Origin of the sequence: Photobacterium aquae (genome assembly GCF_001029445.1) — a bacterium.
In the GTDB taxonomy this organism is placed as follows: domain Bacteria; phylum Pseudomonadota; class Gammaproteobacteria; order Enterobacterales; family Vibrionaceae; genus Photobacterium; species Photobacterium aquae.
Genome location: NZ_LDOT01000022.1, coordinates 91,740 through 110,361, shown reverse-complemented (window position 1 = coordinate 110,361; position 18,622 = coordinate 91,740). Strand labels below are relative to the sequence as shown.

Below are 18,622 nucleotides of genomic sequence, written 5' to 3'. Positions count from 1 at the left end.
TTGCAGGCCGTTTCTGTTATGCCACTGGCAACGACTACGCGTTGTTCAAGCGAGCATGCAGCTCTTGTACCGAGGTGACCTTGTTGCGGTCATCCGCAGTCCATGCCATGCACGTTGCGAAGGCGGCATTGAGCGTCGTGGTGTAGTTCACCTTCTCTGCCAATGCTCCACGGCGCAGTACCTTCGAGTCTTCAATTGCCTGACGACCTTCAGCCGTGTTGACAATATAGGTATACTCGTTGTTCTTGATACGGTCGAGGATATGCGGACGGCCTTCATGGACCTTGTTGACCAAGCGAGGGTTAATACCCGCTTCGCCCAGCACAACCGCGGTACCGTGGGTCGCATCCAGTTCGTAGCCCAGCTTGATCAGTTTCGATGCCAAGTCGACCACGCGCTGCTTGTCGTTGCCTCGCACAGACAGCAGTGCGCGTCCCTTGGCCTGTTTGATCTTGCCGCAACCCAATTCGGCCTTGGCAAACGCCTCGGCGAAAGTGTCACCCACACCCATAACCTCACCGGTCGAGCGCATTTCAGGGCCAAGCAGCGGGTCTACACCCGGGAACTTATTGAACGGCAGCACCACTTCTTTCACCGAGTAGTACGGCGGGATAATTTCCTGGGTAAAGCCTTGTTGTTCCAGCGTCTGGCCAACCATGACACGGGCCGCAATCTTCGCCAGCGGCGCACCGATGGCCTTGGAGACAAACGGTACCGTACGCGCTGCGCGCGGGTTCACCTCAATCAGGTAGACCTCGCCGTCCTTGACCGCAAACTGGGTATTCATCAAGCCGCGCACACCCAGCTCGAAGGCCAGTTTCTCGACCTGCTGGCGCATTTCGTCTTGGATAGACTGACTCAGAGTGTAAGCCGGCAGCGAGCACGCCGAGTCACCCGAGTGAACACCCGCCTGCTCGATGTGCTCCATGATACCGCCAATAACCACGCGTTCGCCGTCACAAATTGCATCGACGTCCACTTCGGTCGCGTCATCAAGGAAACGGTCAAGCAGTACCGGGGACTCGTTCGAGACGCTGACCGCCTCGTTGAAGTAACGGCGCAAATCCTGCTCGTCGTAGACGATTTCCATCGCGCGGCCGCCCAACACGTAAGACGGGCGAACCACCAATGGGTAACCGATGTCACGGGCTTTATCTACGGCCTGCTCAATCGCTGTCACCGTGGCGTTCTCCGGCTGCTTGAGGCCAAGGCGCTCAACGGCAGCTTGGAAACGTTCGCGGTCTTCGGCACGGTCGATAGCATCCGGGCTGGTACCGATAATCGGCACACCGGCCGCTTCAAGGGCGCGGGCAAGTTTCAGCGGCGTCTGGCCACCGTACTGGACAATCACGCCCTTCGGCTTCTCGACACGAACGATAGACAGTACGTCTTCCAGCGTGACCGGCTCGAAGTACAGGCGATCAGAGGTATCGTAATCTGTCGATACAGTTTCCGGGTTACAGTTGACCATGATGGTCTCGTAGCCGTCTTCGCGCAATGCCAGCGAGGCATGCACACAGCAGTAGTCGAACTCGATACCCTGACCGATACGGTTCGGGCCACCGCCCAATACCATGATCTTGTCTTTGTCGGTTGGGTTCGCTTCACACTCCTCATCGTAAGACGAGTACATGTATGCCGTATCTGATGAAAACTCTGCCGCACAGGTATCAACGCGCTTGTAGACCGGGTGAATATCGAACTGGTCGCGCAGACGGCGGATCTCGCTTTCTGCCACACCAAGCAGTTTGGCCAGGCGCGCATCGGCAAAGCCCTTGCGCTTTAGCTTGCGCAGTACATCGGCATTCAGGCCTGCGAAGCCCCCTTCTCTCACATCGTTTTCAAGCTTGACCAGCTCTTCAATCTGCACCAGGAACCAGCGGTCGATATTGGTCAGCTTGAACACGCCATCCACAGACATACCGGCACGGAAGGCATCAGCGATATACCAGATACGCTCAGCACCCGCGTCTTTAAGCTCATGGCGGATCTTGGTCAGCGCATCCGGCGCATCCAAGTCAACCATCTCGTCGAAGCCATTCACACCAACTTCCAGACCGCGCAGAGCTTTTTGCAGTGATTCCTGCTGGTTACGGCCAATCGCCATCACCTCGCCCACTGACTTCATCTGGGTCGTCAGACGGTCATTGGCACCAGCAAACTTCTCGAAGTTGAAGCGAGGGATCTTGGTGACGACGTAGTCGATGGTCGGCTCGAACGATGCTGGCGTTGCGCCGCCAGTGATGTCGTTCATCAGCTCATCAAGGGTAAAGCCCACCGCCAGTTTCGCCGCCACTTTGGCAATCGGGAAGCCAGTCGCTTTTGAGGCTAGTGCCGAAGAGCGGGATACGCGCGGGTTCATCTCGATGATTACCATGCGGCCATCTTTCGGGTTGATACCGAACTGTACGTTCGAGCCGCCCGTCTCCACACCGATCTCGCGCAGCACCGCCAACGAGGCGTTGCGCATCAACTGGTATTCTTTGTCGGTCAGTGTCTGGGCAGGGGCGACGGTGATAGAGTCGCCGGTATGGATACCCATCGGGTCGAAGTTTTCAATCGCACACACGATGATGCAGTTGTCGTTCTTATCACGAACCACTTCCATCTCGTATTCTTTCCAGCCGATCAACGATTCGTCGATAAGCAGCTCGTTGGTTGGCGACAGATCCAAGCCTCGACGGCAGATTTCCTCGAATTCTTCTTTGTTGTAGGCAATACCGCCACCGGTGCCACCCATTGTGAACGATGGGCGGATAATACATGGGAAGCCGACCATATCGAGGACTTGGTACGCCTCTTCCATCGTTTTGGCGGTATCGGCACGCGGACACGCCAGGCCAATAGACTTCATTGCCTTGTCAAAACGCGAACGGTCCTCGGCTTTATCAATGGCATCGGCCGTCGCGCCGATCATCTCAACACCGAACTCAGCCAGTACGCCGTGACGCTCCAGATCTAATGCGCAGTTCAGTGCCGTCTGGCCACCCATGGTCGGCAGAACCGCATCCGGACGTTCTTTTTCAATGATCTTGCGTACCACTTCCCAATGAATCGGCTCGATGTAGGTCGCGTCGGCCATCTCCGGGTCGGTCATGATGGTAGCAGGGTTGGAGTTAACCAGAATAACGCGGTAACCCTCTTCACGCAGGGCCTTACACGCCTGTGCGCCCGAGTAGTCAAACTCACACGCCTGGCCGATAACGATCGGGCCTGCACCCAAAATTAGAATACTTTTGATGTCAGTACGTTTTGGCATTGCTTACTACTCCGGCTTAGGCGCTGTGCTTTTTAATTAGTTCGATAAAGTGATCAAATAGCGGGGCGGCATCGTGCGGGCCCGGGCTAGCTTCAGGGTGTCCCTGGAAGCTGAAGGCCGGTTTGTCGGTACGATGGATTCCCTGCAGCGAGCCGTCAAACAACGACTTGTGGGTTGCGCGCAGGTTTTCAGGCAACGTGCCTTCATCAGCGGCAAAGCCGTGGTTCTGGGAGGTGATCATCACAACGCCGCGCTCGAGGTCTTTTACCGGATGGTTGGCACCGTGGTGACCAAACTTCATTTTGACGGTCTGAGCACCTGAGGCCAACGCCAAGATTTGGTGGCCAAGGCAGATACCGAAAATCGGTAGGCCCTTATCCAAAAATACCTTGGTAGCTTCAATGGCATAGGTACATGGTTCCGGATCACCAGGACCATTTGATAGGAAGATACCGTCCGGATTAAGCGCCAGTACATCCTCGGCAGACGTCTGGGCTGGAACTACTGTCAGACGGCAGCCGCGGTCAACCAACATGCGCAGGATATTGCGCTTGGCACCGAAATCATAGGCCACGACATGGTATGGCAGTTCGCTGTCATCCAGAGCTTCTGGCAGGCCGCCTTCCAGCGTCCATGATCCCTGTTTCCACTGGTATTGCTCGGCCGTGGTCACTTCTTTTGCCAGATCCATCCCTTTCAAACCCGGGAAGTCTTTCGCCTTGTCCAGCGCCAGCGCCTCATCCAGATTATCGCCCGCCATGATGCAGCCGTTCTGGGCACCTTTTTCACGCAGCAGACGCGTGAGCTTGCGGGTATCGATGTCAGCGATGCCGACGATATTCTGGGATTTGAGGTAATCGGAAAGGGATTGTTGATTACGGAAGTTAGAAGCAATGAGGGGGAGGTCGCGGATTACCAAGCCTTGGGCATGGATTGAGGAGGATTCTTCGTCTTCGGCATTGGTGCCGGTGTTGCCAATATGGGGATAAGTAAGAGTGACAATCTGTTGGGAGTACGAGGGATCGGTGAGAATTTCTTGATACCCCGTCATCGAGGTATTGAAAACAACTTCACCAACGGCCGACCCATCTGCCCCAATGGACACGCCGCGGAACACTGTCCCATCTTCCAGGACTAACAGCGCTGATTTGCTCAAGACAACCTCCAAGTATAATAATAATGCAATCAAAACAGATAAACTTGCACTTACCCATTCCATACAATGTCAAAAACCTAGTCAAGCATATTTTTGACAAATTGCGCGCATTCTAGAGACGCATGCTTTACCTGTCAAGAAATCACGTAAAATTAATTTTATTTACAGGCAATAACACACCAAAACACCACAAAGACACCAAAAACAACAGCAAACACCCTGCAAAAAGCAAGGTTTAGCTGAACAAGAAAATTTAATCGTTTGCCTAAACTGGATAATCAATCACAAACAAACTTCCTCATCAAAAAGCCATTAAATTCACAACTTATCATGACATTTTGCCAATCTAAAAACCAATAGTGATAAAACACAGCAAAACACCACCCCTTAACGGTGATTTTATGTACTATCAATACCAGTAAACCAAGCCCCAGAAAATCCATGTGAAAAATAATGTTTTATGCAAAGGGTACGCATTAAGCATTGACGTTGAACACCCCCTATTCCAGCGAAGAATACTGCAACAAATTATGACAAGCATACTCGCCAAATACATTTTCGAGGCTTCAAGGCATAAAAAAACCGGCCATTCGGCCGGTTTTTCCAAATTATAACTCGTCGAGCCCAAGCACATCGTGCATGGTATAGAACCCGGCAGGCTTGTCATTGAGCCACACCGCCGCCCTGACAGCCCCGTTGGCAAACGTCATCCGGTCGGTAGCCTTGTGGGTAATTTCGACCCGCTCGCCAATATCGGCAAACATGGCTGTGTGCTCACCGACGATGTCGCCAGCCCGAATCGTAGCAAACCCGATCTCGTCACGGCTGCGCTCCCCGGTGATCCCCTCACGGGCATAAACCGCAACATCGCTCAACTTGTTGCCCATCGCTCCGGCAATGGCCTCACCCATACCGATTGCCGTGCCAGACGGCGCATCGACCTTATGACGGTGGTGAGCCTCGATAATTTCGATATCGCAGTAATCGCCCATTACCTTGGCCGCCTTTTCAAGCAGCTTGAACACCAAGTTGACACCCACACTGTAGTTTGGCGCCATTACTATCTGCATCGTTTCCGCTGCCGCATCAATTACCGCACGCTCTTGCTCGGTAAATCCGGTTGTACCAATGACAATTTTCTTGCCGTGCTGGCGACAAACCTCAAGGTTAGACAAGGTGGCAGCCGGCGCGGTAAAGTCGATCAACACATCAAAGTCATCAATCGCCTTGGCAAGGTCGTCAACGATCGCCACAGACAATGGGCCCACACCCGCCAACTCGCCGGCATCGGCACCAACCAGCGTGGACTCCGGACGCTCGGTCGCAGCCCCCAATGTTGCCTGCTCTGAAACATGTGTGGCCTTCAATAGCTGGCGGCCCATGCGTCCTGCAGCACCAGCAATCGCAATTCTCACCATTGCGTTTTCTCCCTTGGTTAACTTTCTAAATCAATACCCGACCAATGTAGCCTGTTGGGATAAATAAAAAAACCCCGGCCATTGCCGGGGTTGGAAATTCATTCTGCGAATCAGAGATTCTTCACCTGCAACTCACGCGGTACTTCGAAGAACATATTTTCCTCGCGGCCGGTCAACTCCTCGACTTCGGCACCGGTCAGTGACTGGATTCGCTCGATGATTTGGTTAACCAGCTCCTCGGGAGCCGATGCGCCGGCAGTCACGCCGATCTTGGCCTTGCCATCGAACCATGCAGCTTCCAGATCCTCCGGGGCATCGGTCAGGTAGCCCGGCGTACCCAGCTTGTTCGCCAGTTCACGCAGGCGGTTGGAGTTGGATGAGTTTTTCGAGCCGACCACTATCATCACATCGACCTCGGCGGCCATTTCGCGCACCGCATCCTGACGGTTCTGGGTGGCATAGCAGATATCATCCTTGCGCGGCCCCTGGATCTCAGGAAACACCTCGCGCAGCATGGTGATCACATCTGCCGTTTCGTCCACCGACAAGGTCGTCTGGCTGACATAGTGCAGGTTGGCCGGATCTTTCACTGGCAACGTGGCCACATCACTTGGCTTCTCGACCAAATACATGCCGCCCGCCTCGCTGGCATACTGCCCCATAGTGCCTTCCACCTCCGGGTGCCCGGCATGGCCAATCAGAACCACTTCCATATCACGGCGACTTGCACGGGCAACTTCCATATGCACCTTAGTCACCAGCGGACAGGTCGCGTCAAACACCGTCAGCTTACGGGCTTTGGCTTCACTACGTACAGTTTGAGATACCCCGTGGGCCGAAAAGATGACGATACTATCATCAGGCACTTCGCAAAGCTCTTCGACGAAGATCGCACCGCGCTGCTTCAGCCCCTCAACCACAAAACGGTTGTGAACCACTTCATGGCGAACATAAATCGGCGGCTGGTACAGCTCCAGCGCACGCTCAACAATACTGATCGCACGGTCGACACCGGCACAGAAACCACGCGGGTTAGCGAGTAAGATTTTCATTGCTACAGCTCTTAGTTTTCAATGGCAACGACTTCAACTTCAAAAGTCACACGCTGCCCGGCAAGGGGGTGATTAAAGTCTACCGTCACGGAGTCCCCCAGTACATCGGTAATGATCCCGGGAATATCCTGACCATCGGGTCCAGCAAAGGCAATAATGGTTCCGACTTCAGCGGGCACATCGGCACCGAACTTAGCCCGGTCTAGATGATGGATATTGTCAGGGTTAGGCAAACCAAAGGCATCCTCGGGAGCCAGCTCGAAAGCCGACTTCTGGCCACAGGACAAACCCAGCAGGCATTGTTCGAAATTAGCTGTCAGGCTACCGTCTCCCATCCGGAATTTTGCCGGCTTACCCGCGGTCTGGGTAGAATCAGCCACGGTGCCATCTTCCAGCTTAATGGCAAAATGCATGAGAACTTCACTGTTTTCCGTTATCACCGGCATGTAGGGATCCTTTTTATACTGGGTTTTGTTACTGCCATTTAACAACAAAGCGCCGCCCGTATCAACGGACAGCGCTTAGGGTTATCAGGTATGCGGTCTCGGCAATAGGCCGATCAATGCTTCACGGTTTGCTTGTCGCGATCGGACAAGAAGCCCTCAAGTATGATCAGTCCGGCACCGATACAAATCGCCATGTCGGCAATATTGAACGCCGGCCAATGGTTCTTTCCGATATAGAAATCAAGAAAGTCGACCACGAAGCCGTGGTACAGCCGGTCAAACAAGTTGCCCAGCGCACCGCCAATGATCAGCGCGTATGAAATATTGGCCAACTTGCTGGTCGCCGGCAGGCGGCGCATCCAGAAGGTCAGCAGACCACATACCCCGAGAGCAATCGCCGTAAACAGCCAACGCTGCCAACCGCCCGCATCACTCAAAAAGCTAAAGGCTGCCCCGTAATTGTGGACATACAGCAAATTGAAAAATGGCAGGATTTCGATTCGGTTTGGCCAACCGTATTCCATCGTATTCATAACCAGAAACTTACTGGCAATATCTACGATGAACACCAGTACCGCCAGCCAAAGCCAGCGGACTCCTGATTGTTTAAGCGGTAGCCCATTTTCAGGCGATAACTTACTCATTAGGCAAACTTACGCTCTTCACCTTCGCCGTCGATGTTGCTTGCACAACGGCCACAGATTTCTTCATGACCCGCAATCGTGCCAACATCGGCAACATGGTGCCAGCAACGGTCACACTTCTTGGCATCAGAGGCTTTAACTGCAACGTACAGACCTTCAACGTCAGTGCTGTGCGCACCTTCAGGCTGGGCTTCAGCAACAACCACTTCGGCTTTTGAGGTCAACAATACAAAGCGTAGCTCATCTTCCAGCATATTCAGCTTGGCAGCCAATGCTTCGTTGGCGTACAGCGTGATCTCTGCCTGTAGTGCACCACCGATGGTTTTCTCGTTACGCGCCGCTTCAAGCAACTTGTTAACGCCACCACGCACTTTCTGGATTTCAGCCCAGAATTCGTTGTTCAGTGCTTCACCTTCGGCCAGACCGAACAGGCCATCGAACCACTCGCCGGTAAATACGAACTTGTCGCGCTGACCTGGCATTTCGTTCCAGATTTCATCTGCAGTGAACGACATGATCGGCGCCATCCAGCGAACCAGTGCTTCTACGATGTAGTACAGAGCTGTCTGACAGCTGCGCTGAGCATGGCCGCCGCGCTTCGCTGTGTACTGACGGTCCTTGATCACGTCAAGGTAGAACGAGCCCATCTCAACTGAACAGAACTGCATCAGACGCTGGGTTACCGCGTGCAGGTTGTAGTCGTTGTAAGCTTGGATGATCTCTTCCTGCGCAGCCATTGCACGGCCAACCGCCCAGCGATCCAGTGCCACCATTTCTTCTGCCGGTACACAGTCAGTTTCTGGGTTGAAACCGCTGATGTTAGCCAGGAAGAAACGCGCTGTGTTACGGATACGACGGTATGCATCGGCAGAGCGCTTAAGGATTTCATCAGAAACCGCAACTTCACCGGTGTAGTCAGTCGATGCAACCCACAGGCGCAAGATGTCCGCACCCAGCTTGTTGGTTACGTCTTTCGGTGCCACTACGTTGCCGATAGATTTCGACATCTTGCGGCCCTGGCCGTCAACCACGAAGCCGTGAGTCAATACTTGCTTGTATGGAGCCACGCCCTTCATCGCAACCGATGAGATCAGCGATGACTGGAACCAACCGCGGTGCTGGTCAGAACCTTCTAGGTAAAGATCAGCGCTTGCGCCGTTGAACTCTTCGCGGCTATCAACCACAGAGAAGTGGGTCACGCCTGAATCGAACCATACGTCCAGTGTATCTAGCACTTTCTCGTAGTTCGCGGCATCGGCTTCGCCCATGATGTCGGCAATTTCCAGATCCCACCACGCCTGAATACCTTTTTCTTCAACCAGCTTGGCGACTTTCTCGATCAGCTCGGCTGAGTTAGGGTGCAGTTCCTGCGTCTCTTTGTGGACGAACAGGGCAATTGGCACACCCCAGGTACGCTGACGGGAGATACACCATTCTGGACGGCCTTCAACCATACCTTCGATACGGCTCTGGCCCCACTCAGGCATCCACTGAACGCCCTTGATTTCAGAAAGTGCCTTGGCACGCAGACCCGCCTGATCCATCGACACGAACCACTGAGGGGTCGCGCGGAAGATGATTGGCGTCTTGTGGCGCCAGCAGTGTGGGTAGCTGTGCTCGTAAGCGTGGTGGTGCAGCAGGGCACCGTGTTCTTTCAGTGTCTCGACTACCGCGTCGTTGGCTTTGAATACGTGCTGACCGGCAAATAGCTCCGTGTCAGGTAGGTATACGCCGTTAGAGCCGACTGGGTTAGCCACTTCTAGGTTGTATTTCTGACCAACCGCAAAGTCTTCCTGACCGTGGCCAGGTGCAGTGTGTACGACACCAGTACCCGAATCCGTCGTTACGTGATCGCCTAGGATCGCAGGAACGGTGAAATCGTAGAACGGGTGCTGGAATTGCATCAGTTCAAGATCGGCACCTTTGGCGAAGCCAAGGTTGTGGAAGTGCTCGATACCGGCACGGTCCATCACGTCTTTGGCCAGCTCAGCGGCAACGATGATACGCTCAGGCTGTTGTCCGTTTTCAGGAGAAGCTTCAACTTGGATAAGAACGTATTCTAGATCGTCACGCAGACATACCGCACGGTTGGCAGGCAGTGTCCAAGGCGTTGTGGTCCAGATAACGATAGACACGTCACCCTGGCCTTCGTGGCCTTCGGTCATGGCAAATTTAGCCAGCAATGCAGCTTCGTCAGCCGCCTTGAAGCGTACGTCGATAGACGGGGATACTTTGTCTTTGTATTCCACTTCTGCTTCAGCCAGTGCAGAACCACAGTCAGTACACCAGTGAACAGGCTTGAAGCCTTTTAGCAGGTGGCCCTGATCGGCGATCTTGCCCAGCGCGCGAATGATGTTGGCTTCGGTATCGAAGTCCATCGTGCGGTACGGCTTGTCCCACTCACCCAGTACACCCAGACGAATGAAGCTCTCTTTTTGGCCTTCAACTTGACCAGCAGCGTATTCACGGCACTTCTCGCGGAACTCAGCGGCTGTCACCTTGTGGCCTGGCTTGCCGACTTTCTTTTCCACCATCAGTTCGATTGGCAGACCGTGGCAGTCCCAACCTGGAACGTACGGGGCATCAAAACCAGACAGAGTCTTGGACTTAATAATAATGTCTTTAAGAATCTTGTTTAGCGCGTGACCAATGTGAATATCGCCGTTGGCGTATGGAGGGCCATCGTGTAGTACGAAGGATTTCTTACCCTTCTTGGCTTTACGGATCTCACCGTAAAGGTCTTCATCATACCAACGCTTAAGCATTGCAGGCTCACGCTGAGCTAGGTTGCCTCGCATCGGAAACCCTGTTTCAGGCAGGTTCAGGGTATCTTTGTAGTCGCTCATTGATTCTCGATTCCGTTACTTGGACGAAGTTGGACATTACTACGCTCAGACAGCCACACCCGGGCTGAATGGGCATCACGCTCAATTTGTGCTTTCAAGGCATCAAATGATTCAAACTTTACCTCGTCGCGCAGCTTGTGCCGCAGCACGACGTCAATCTGCGCTCCGTAAAGCGAAGACTGAAAATCAAATAGGTGCACCTCCAACTGACGGCGAACCCCATTGACCGTTGGCCGTCGGCCAACATTTGCCACACCGGGAAGCGGCGTGGCTGCGACACCGTAAACGTCGACGGCATAAACGCCGGACACCGGGGAGACCCGGCGCTTGAGCGGGACATTGGCGGTTGGAAAACCGATAGTCCGTCCCAATTTCCGCCCATGAGAGACGCGCCCACTGATACTGAATGGACGCCCTAGCATGGACTCAGCCAGCTCCAAATCATCGTTCGCCAAGGCTTGGCGGATGGCGGTACTGCTGACACGTTGCTCCGACACGCAGAAACTCTGCGTGCTGACGACAGTGAAGCCGTATTTCTTGCTGGCTGCTTGCAGGTATGCAAAATCTCCGCTGCGGCCTTTACCGAAGCGAAAATCGTCGCCAACAACCAGAAACTTAACACCCAATTGCTCAACCAACAAGCGGCGGACAAAATCTTCCGCTGATAAGTTAGCAAAACGGTGGTTAAAATTCACACAGAAAAAACGCTCCAGACCAACTTCCCGCAATTGCAGGTATTTGTCGCGGAAGCGGCTCAGGCGCGCCGGGGCATTATCCCCTGCAAACAGTTCCTGAGGCTGAGGCTCGAAGCTCATCACCGTCGACGGCAATCCCAGCGACTGCGCGGTGGCAATTACCTTGCGCAGCACGGCCTGGTGGCCTAGGTGAACCCCATCAAAATTCCCAATCGTCAGCACACAACCGTGATGCTTGGGTTGGATATTATGTATTCCTCGGATCAATTCCATGCGCCAAATTCATTTTCGCAATGTGAAAAACTGCCGGATTATATACTACTCTCCAGCCATCATACCAATTTCAATCATATTCAGGCTGTTTTTGCGGGTATTTTATCAGCGCGGGTCAACTGCCCGCGCCGTCCAAACCCCGAGTATCGCCCCGGGAGGATCAACCCGCCGCTCGCAGGTGGCGCGGACGAACGCCCAGCAGCAGCACCACGGCGACATAAGAAACGACGCCCACACCGATAAGAGCCGCCAGCCAACCAGCACGGTGAACCAACGACCAGTCGATCCACTGCGCCATTGCCGGCGACAGCCACAAAAGCATCCCGACCATCGCCGCGCCAGCAAACGCAAGACGCAAGACGAAAAAACCGGTTTCACGGCTGACTCGGTACACGTTGCCGCGGTGCAGGCCGCGGTATAGCAGACCGGCATTAACCAGCGCCGACAACGCCGTGGCCATCGCAAGACCCACATAACCGAAAAACGGGGCCAGCATGGCGTTAAATGCCATATTGCTGACCATCGCGATGATCCCGATCTTCACTGGGGTCTTGGTATCCTGACGGGCGTAGTAACCCGGTGCCAGTACCTTGATCAGCATGAAGTTGAGCAGGCCAGCTGACAACGCCCACAGCGACATCGATGCCTGATTGACATCATGGACGCCAAACTCGCCACGCATGAACAATACCATCAGCATCGGCTTGGCCAGCACGATCATCCCCAACATGGCCGGGATACCCAGCAGCAGCACCATACGCACGCCCCAGTCCATGGTCTGGGCAAATTGCTCCGCAGACTTGTCCACGTGCTTGCGCGACAGTGCAGGCAAGATCACGGTAGCAATGGCAATGCCGAACAGGCCGAGCGGGAACTCCAGCAGACGATCCGAGTAATAAAGCCAGCTGATCGAGCCGGTCATCAGGAAACTGGCAATAAAGGTATCAAGCAGCAGGTTGATCTGGCTCACCGAGACACCGAACAAAGCCGGCAGCATCAACTTGCGGATCTTCACCACGCCGGGATCGCTCCATCCCCACTGCGGCTTGACCAGCAGCCCCTCTTTATACAGAAACGGTATCTGGAACATAAATTGGATAAAGCCGCCAAGGAACACCCCGATAGCCAATCCTATTTCCGGCTGGGCCAAATGCGGGGAGACAAAGGCCGCACAGCCGATGATCGCCACATTGAGGAAAACCGGGGTAAACGAGGAGATCGCAAACTTACCCAAGGTATTGAGGATGGCCCCGGACAAAGCAACAAAAGTAATGAACCACAAATACGGGAAGGTAATCTTGAGCAACAGACTCGCCAGCTCGAATTTTTCCGCCGACGGCCCGTCATTGAGCCAGTCGAGGAACCAGCCAAAGCCGAACAATGCGGTAACTGCACCGGAACCCAGCACCCCGAACAGGGTCACCACGGTGACGATCACCCCAAGGGTACCCGAAGCTCTGGCAATCAGCTGGCGGGTCTTGTCCATATCGCCTGCAGCATGGTACTCGGTCAACACCGGGACAAATGCTTGAGAGAATGCCCCCTCGGCAAACAGACGGCGCAGAAAGTTTGGGATCTTGTTGGCGAAGAAGAAAACGTCGGCTGCTGCCCCCGCTCCCATCAGGTTTGCCACCACCACATCCCGCACCAAACCTAGCACCCGAGAGACCAATGTCATGGTGCTGACTATCAGTCCGGAACGCAATAGACGCTTGCTCACAAAAAAAACCTCATAAAGATGGTCTCAGAAGGTGACTTCTGAGTTCAAATGCTGGTAAAATCTGCCGCCATATTAACCGTGATAATCCGCCAGTGCCAATTCAATTGGTTAGGCGGTTATTTGCACAAATCATTTGACATTCTTCGGTCTAACAGGCATAGTCCTCGGCCTTAAATTGTCACCGTACCAAGTTTTGGAGTTATACCCTTGGCAAACATCAAATCTGCTAAGAAGCGCGCTATCACTTCAGAGAAACGTCGTAAGCACAATGCTAGCCGTCGCTCTATGATGCGTACTTTCTTCAAGAAAGTTATTGCTGCTATTGAAGCTGGCAACAAAGAAGCTGCTACTCAAGCTTTCGCTGAAATGCAACCTGTTATGGACCGCATGGCTTCTAAAGGCCTGGTTCACAAGAACAAAGCTGCACGTCACAAAGCTCGTCTAGCTGCTAAAATCAAAGCTCTTTAATTTGAGTTTTTGATTTATTAAAAAAAACCGGCGCCAGCCGGTTTTTTTATACCTGCAACAACAGGTTATACCAATCACAGTAAGTTATTGCTCAGCAGCTACGATTGCTATTCATCTATGCTAGGCGCTAGGCACCGCAATACATTTTATGCAGTAGCTGGATCATGGCTCGTACCTCGTCGCTCTTGAGCCGATAGTACACCGTCTGTGCTTCCTTACGGGTATCCACTAGCCCGTCACGCCGCAACCAAGCAAGGTGCTGCGACAATGCCGACTGACTCAGGCCCAGCCGCTCGCTCATCATCCCGACCGACATTTCCTGCTCAAGCAGGTAGCACAGAATATACAGGCGCCGCTCGTTTGCCATCGCTTTGAGCAGGGCGACCGCCTTCGGTGCATTCTGCTCCATCTGCTGTAATTCCATACCGAACCACCCGTTAAATTAAGTTAATGCTAATGTACTTAAATCAGGCGGCCTTTTCTAGCCATAACCGGTTAGAATTAAAGCAAACAAACAAATCGGCGCAACATTATTTAAACAACTTCCTAAAATCTGCCTCGCAAATCCGCTTAACGGCCGGATGCATTATCATCCGCTCGGCAAAAATCACGTAGTATTCTTCGCGAATCTCCCGTACCCGTTTGACCTCTCGGATATTGTGTTTGCTGTCTTCCAACTCGGCGGCATAAATCGACGGAGCCACGAACATTGACTTCTGGTACAAGCCAAATGCCTTCATCAAGGCGGCGTCATCGAACTCTCCGAGAATATTCGGAGTGATACCCAGCCTGTCAAACCAGTGGTGAAGTTTACGCCCCATCGCCGTGCGCCTCCCCGGGATCAACAGCTTGTAGTCTTCGATACAGGCAGGAAACGACAGGGGCTTAATGGGATCCGAGCAGAAAAAGCTCATACTCGACTCGCCCAGTTTCTTGCTGTACAGACCTGGGCTCTGGGCGGAATCAACCGGGCAATCAGACAAAATCATATCCAGCTTGTGCTGGGACAGCTGCTCCAGCAGCATCTCATGCGTTGATTCGTAGCAACGCAGGTGAATACGCTCGTCTTCCGGCAGCGCCTCCATCAACACCTTGCTGACCAGGCGCTTGGACAATGCATCTGCCACCCCGACCTCGAGCAGCAAGTTCTCTCGCTGGGTGTAGTTGACGATATCGAGCATCTCGTAGCTCAGGTCGAACATCTTATCGGCATACTTAAATACCAGCTGCCCGAGCTCAGTCGGTTCGATGTTACGGCCGACCCGTTTGGTCAGCTTACCCTTAAGGCGCTCTTCCAGTGCGCGGATCTGGCCGGTGACCGTTTGGGGTGCCAAAAACAAAGCATCCGCCGCCTTGGTCACCGAGCCCTGCTTGCATACCATCCAAAAGTAATACAAGTGGTTGTAATTAAGGTGAGACATGATTAGCTGCCATCATAGAACGGCGGGCATTCATCACCCGCCAAAAAAAACAAAACCCAGATGTCAGCTTACGCTGAGCATCTGGGCGCTTCAACTAGAATCCACTAACTGTTCATGGCTGATTACACAAACAGCAGGATCACTTCGTCATTGGGTCAATTGTCTTATCAAACGCAGCGGTTTTACGAGTACGCTCTCCAACCCTTTGCTCTAGAGCACGAGAGCGGAACTTACTCTCCGTCTCAGCCATGACAGTATCCTGTTGTGCCTTTCCATGGTTCAAGCCCGCAAGGTACGCTTGGCAGACATCCGTGTCGCTGTTCTGTGAACAGCTGTCATAATTCGGGGTACCTGCCAGTGCAGCGCCCGATACTAAAGTAGCAGCAAATAGTAGAGCGTATTTCATGTTATACCTCCGTTTTTGGCAGAGAACGACTCAGCATCGCGTAACCAAGCAGCGCAGAAATTGTCGAGCCTAGCAAAATCCCCAGACGAGAATAGGTGCTAAAGTCCTCTGGTGCGCCGACAAAGGCCAGCGACGAGATAAAGATCGACATAGTAAAGCCAATACCACACAGAACAGACACCGCGAAGATGTGCTTAAAGCCGATACCTTCAGGCATCTTGGCCAAGCCCGTCTTCACTGCCAGATAGCTGGCCGTGAAAATACCCAGTGGTTTACCAACCAGCAGACCGAAGGCAATACCCAGCGGCAGCATGGCGGTCAGACCGGCCAGCGATACACCCGCCAGTGAGATACCCGCATTGGCAAACGCGAACAATGGCAGAATCAAGTATGCGACATAAGGGTGCAGTGCGTGCTCCAAATGCTTAAGCGGCGAATGGTCGTCGGAACGCCCATCTTTGCCCGTCAGCGGAATCGCAAAGCCCAGTACCACGCCAGCCAGCGTCGCATGAACACCTGACTTGAGCACGCTGACCCACAGCACTGCGCCCACCAGCAGGTACCATGACAGCTTAGTGACATTCTTGGCATTCATGACAAACAGCGCCGCTGTCGAGGCAAACGCCACGGCCAGTGCCAACGTTGACAGATCACTGCTGTAGAACAAGGCGATAATCACGATTACACCAAGGTCATCGATGATCGCCAGCGCCAATAGGAATACCTTCAAGCTAACCGGTACACGGTTGCCAAGTAGCGCCATAATCCCGAGCGCAAACGCAATATCCGTGGCAGCGGGGATCGCCCAGCCTTTGATTGCCATCGGATCGGCAAAGTTAAATGCGGCATACACCAGGGCCGGTGCAATCATGCCACCTACCGCAGCAATAGCCGGGAAGATCGCCTTCTCTTTGGTATTGAGTGCACCTTCAATCAACTCGCGCTTTACTTCAAGACCGATCAACAAGAAGAAGATCGCCATCAGACCGTCGTTGATCCAGTGAGAAATCGACAGTCCCGCTACTTTCATGTGCAGCGTATCGTTGTACATATCAGCAAGGGGCGAGTTGGCCGTCATCATGGCAACCGCCGCCGCAATAATCAGGAGAATCCCGCCTGCGGACTCCAATTTCAAAAACTTACGAATAGCATCGGTCATCGACCGGATCTCCTTTGCATGAAACAAATATCACACCCAAAAATGTAAATTTAGTTTATCCGTCACAGCGACAAAGTGTTAAATCGTTTGTTCGGAATAAACACCTCGAAATTTCCGAGCATTTGGCCTTTATAGTGAGCAATATACGCAGTGTTAGTTTTTAGCGTTAAATAAGCGCCATATTCACTAACAAATTCGCCCTCCCTCAGCATAAAAAAAACAAAAACACCTTAAATAGCAGCGAAAAATCTCATTTATTCCGCCAATCGACCACATAAGATAAAAGCAATTAAAATCAAGAGCTTAATCACAAAGCAAAGATATCATTACACTTCATAATTTCAAAGTTGTTCATTTAGTGAGCGCAAAATCACTTTGTGACAGCAAGTGTCATATTTCTGAAATATTCGATCTCTACCATCGCCACCAGATTTCAAACACATGAAACCCAAACGACATATTCCTGTCACGGAGAAATGATTATGACTATCCAAGCCACTACTGCTGAACAACCAGTTAGCAGCTCTATGCGCTTGGTCCGCTGGGCAAACCTGGCGTTCATGCTGTATGTTCTACTTGTTGCCGTATCTGTTGTAAGCGGCGGCTTCAAACTTGCTGTTGGTGAACAAGCTAAAACGCTATTTGAATTTGCTTCGCACCCAATTGCTGGCCTGATGATCGGTCTGGTAGCGACATCGCTAATCCAGTCATCAAGTACAGTAACCTCTATCATCGTAGGTCTAGTTGCTGGCGGTCTGCCAGTTGAAACCGCTATTCCAATGGTAATGGGTGCTAACATCGGTACAACCCTGACAAACACGCTAGTTAGCCTAGGTCATGCTCGTTGTAATGAAGAATTCCGCCGTGCGTTCGCCAGTGCGACCGTTCACGATTTCTTCAACCTACTGGCTGTTGCTATCTTCCTGCCGCTGGAAATGATGTTTGGTCTACTAGACAAAATCTCTGCATGGTTGGTGTCGCCGCTAATGCACACTGGCGACCTAAGCATGAAAGGCATGGATTTCATGAAAGCCCTGACTTCGCCTGGCGTTAACCTTATCAAGGCTCCGCTGGCAGACATGGGTACCATGGGTGGCGCATTGATGATCGCTATCGGTATCGGCCTGATTTTCGTGTCAATCACTGCAATGGGCAAACTGATGCGTGGCCTGATGGTTGGCCGTGCTCGTGAAATCCTGCAAAACGCTATCGGCCGCGGCCCAATGCACGGTATTGCGTCAGGTACTCTGGTAACTATCTTGGTTCAGTCTTCTTCTACGACAACCAGCCTGATGGTTCCGCTAGTTGGTACTGGTGTTCTGAAAGTACGTGATGTTTACCCGTTCACTCTGGGCGCTAATATCGGTACCTGTATCACAGCCCTGCTGGCTGCAACAGCGGTAACCGGTGAGTTCGCGGTATTCGCCCTGCAGATTGCACTGGTACACCTTGCGTTCAACGTCCTGGCTACACTGCTTATCTTCGGTACGCCGTTCCTACGTGAACTGCCTCTGAAGGGTGCATTCTTCCTAGGTGACCTAGGTACAAAGAGCAAGACTGCCGTTGGTGCTTACATTGCCCTAGTATTCCTGGTTATTCCTGGCTCTATCTTGGCACTGACAGCCTAACCGCTGATTCAAGCCACAAAAAAACCCCGCC

15 protein-coding genes are annotated in these 18,622 nt (G+C 52.9%); 2 read left to right on the top strand and 13 right to left on the bottom strand.

Annotation, left to right across the window (positions count from 1 at the left end):
• Positions 1 to 34: 34 nt before the first annotated feature.
• The 9 genes from carB to murJ all read right to left on the bottom strand — a co-directional run bounded on the left by carB (position 35) and on the right by murJ (position 13,509).
• Complete coding sequence (gene carB, locus ABT56_RS14930; RefSeq protein WP_047879691.1) at positions 35 to 3,259, bottom strand: carbamoyl-phosphate synthase large subunit; 3,225 nt, start codon at positions 3,257 to 3,259, stop codon at positions 35 to 37.
• Positions 3,260 to 3,275: 16 nt separating this feature from the next.
• Positions 3,276 to 4,415 carry a glutamine-hydrolyzing carbamoyl-phosphate synthase small subunit gene (gene carA / locus ABT56_RS14925; protein WP_047879765.1) on the bottom strand — a complete coding sequence of 380 codons (1,140 nt, stop codon included), beginning with the start codon at positions 4,413 to 4,415 and terminating at the stop codon, positions 3,276 to 3,278.
• A 608-nt stretch (positions 4,416 to 5,023) separates the two neighbouring features.
• Positions 5,024 to 5,833, bottom strand: a complete 810-nt coding sequence (gene dapB / locus ABT56_RS14920; RefSeq protein WP_047879690.1) for a 4-hydroxy-tetrahydrodipicolinate reductase — start codon at positions 5,831 to 5,833, stop codon at positions 5,024 to 5,026.
• 110 nt (positions 5,834 to 5,943) lie between these two features.
• Positions 5,944 to 6,885, bottom strand: a complete 942-nt coding sequence (gene ispH, locus ABT56_RS14915) for a 4-hydroxy-3-methylbut-2-enyl diphosphate reductase (RefSeq protein ID WP_047879689.1) — start codon at positions 6,883 to 6,885, stop codon at positions 5,944 to 5,946.
• 11 nt (positions 6,886 to 6,896) lie between these two features.
• A complete protein-coding gene (gene fkpB, locus ABT56_RS14910) occupies positions 6,897 to 7,331 on the bottom strand; it encodes an FKBP-type peptidyl-prolyl cis-trans isomerase (protein ID WP_047879688.1) in 435 nt (144 codons plus the stop codon).
• A 113-nt stretch (positions 7,332 to 7,444) separates the two neighbouring features.
• Entirely contained in the window at positions 7,445 to 7,975 is a 531-nt protein-coding gene (gene lspA / locus ABT56_RS14905; RefSeq protein ID WP_047879687.1) for a signal peptidase II, read from the bottom strand.
• Entirely contained in the window at positions 7,975 to 10,821 is a 2,847-nt protein-coding gene (ileS, locus tag ABT56_RS14900; protein WP_047879686.1) for an isoleucine--tRNA ligase, read from the bottom strand. The genes lspA and ileS overlap by 1 nt, the downstream gene beginning before the upstream one ends.
• Positions 10,818 to 11,789, bottom strand: a complete 972-nt coding sequence (ribF, locus tag ABT56_RS14895; RefSeq protein WP_047879685.1) for a bifunctional riboflavin kinase/FAD synthetase — start codon at positions 11,787 to 11,789, stop codon at positions 10,818 to 10,820. The genes ileS and ribF overlap by 4 nt, the downstream gene beginning before the upstream one ends.
• 160 nt (positions 11,790 to 11,949) lie before the next feature.
• Positions 11,950 to 13,509, bottom strand: a complete 1,560-nt coding sequence (gene murJ, locus ABT56_RS14890; protein WP_047879684.1) for a murein biosynthesis integral membrane protein MurJ — start codon at positions 13,507 to 13,509, stop codon at positions 11,950 to 11,952.
• Between the two features lie 207 nt (positions 13,510 to 13,716).
• Here murJ and rpsT point away from each other — a divergent pair, with 207 nt between their 5' ends.
• Positions 13,717 to 13,977: a 30S ribosomal protein S20 gene (gene rpsT / locus ABT56_RS14885; RefSeq protein ID WP_047879683.1), complete on the top strand. Its 261-nt coding sequence runs from the start codon at positions 13,717 to 13,719 to the stop codon at positions 13,975 to 13,977.
• Between the two features lie 127 nt (positions 13,978 to 14,104).
• On the opposite strand, the gene ABT56_RS14880 is transcribed toward rpsT, so the two are convergent.
• The 4 genes from ABT56_RS14880 to nhaA all read right to left on the bottom strand — a co-directional run bounded on the left by ABT56_RS14880 (position 14,105) and on the right by nhaA (position 16,963).
• Complete coding sequence (locus tag ABT56_RS14880; RefSeq protein WP_047879682.1) at positions 14,105 to 14,401, bottom strand: ArsR/SmtB family transcription factor; 297 nt, start codon at positions 14,399 to 14,401, stop codon at positions 14,105 to 14,107.
• Between the two features lie 106 nt (positions 14,402 to 14,507).
• Positions 14,508 to 15,398, bottom strand: coding sequence for a transcriptional activator NhaR (gene nhaR / locus ABT56_RS14875; protein ID WP_047879681.1), 891 nt, complete (start codon positions 15,396 to 15,398; stop codon positions 14,508 to 14,510).
• A gap of 139 nt (positions 15,399 to 15,537) precedes the next feature.
• Complete coding sequence (locus ABT56_RS14870) at positions 15,538 to 15,804, bottom strand: hypothetical protein (RefSeq protein ID WP_047879680.1); 267 nt, start codon at positions 15,802 to 15,804, stop codon at positions 15,538 to 15,540.
• A 1-nt stretch (position 15,805) separates the two neighbouring features.
• Positions 15,806 to 16,963, bottom strand: coding sequence for a Na+/H+ antiporter NhaA (nhaA, locus tag ABT56_RS14865; protein ID WP_047879679.1), 1,158 nt, complete (start codon positions 16,961 to 16,963; stop codon positions 15,806 to 15,808).
• 482 nt (positions 16,964 to 17,445) lie between these two features.
• Between nhaA and ABT56_RS14860 the strand changes: the two genes are divergently transcribed.
• On the top strand, positions 17,446 to 18,591 hold the full coding sequence (locus ABT56_RS14860) for a Na/Pi symporter (RefSeq protein ID WP_047879678.1): 1,146 nt from the start codon (positions 17,446 to 17,448) through the stop codon (positions 18,589 to 18,591).
• The last annotated feature ends 31 nt before the right edge of the window (positions 18,592 to 18,622 follow it).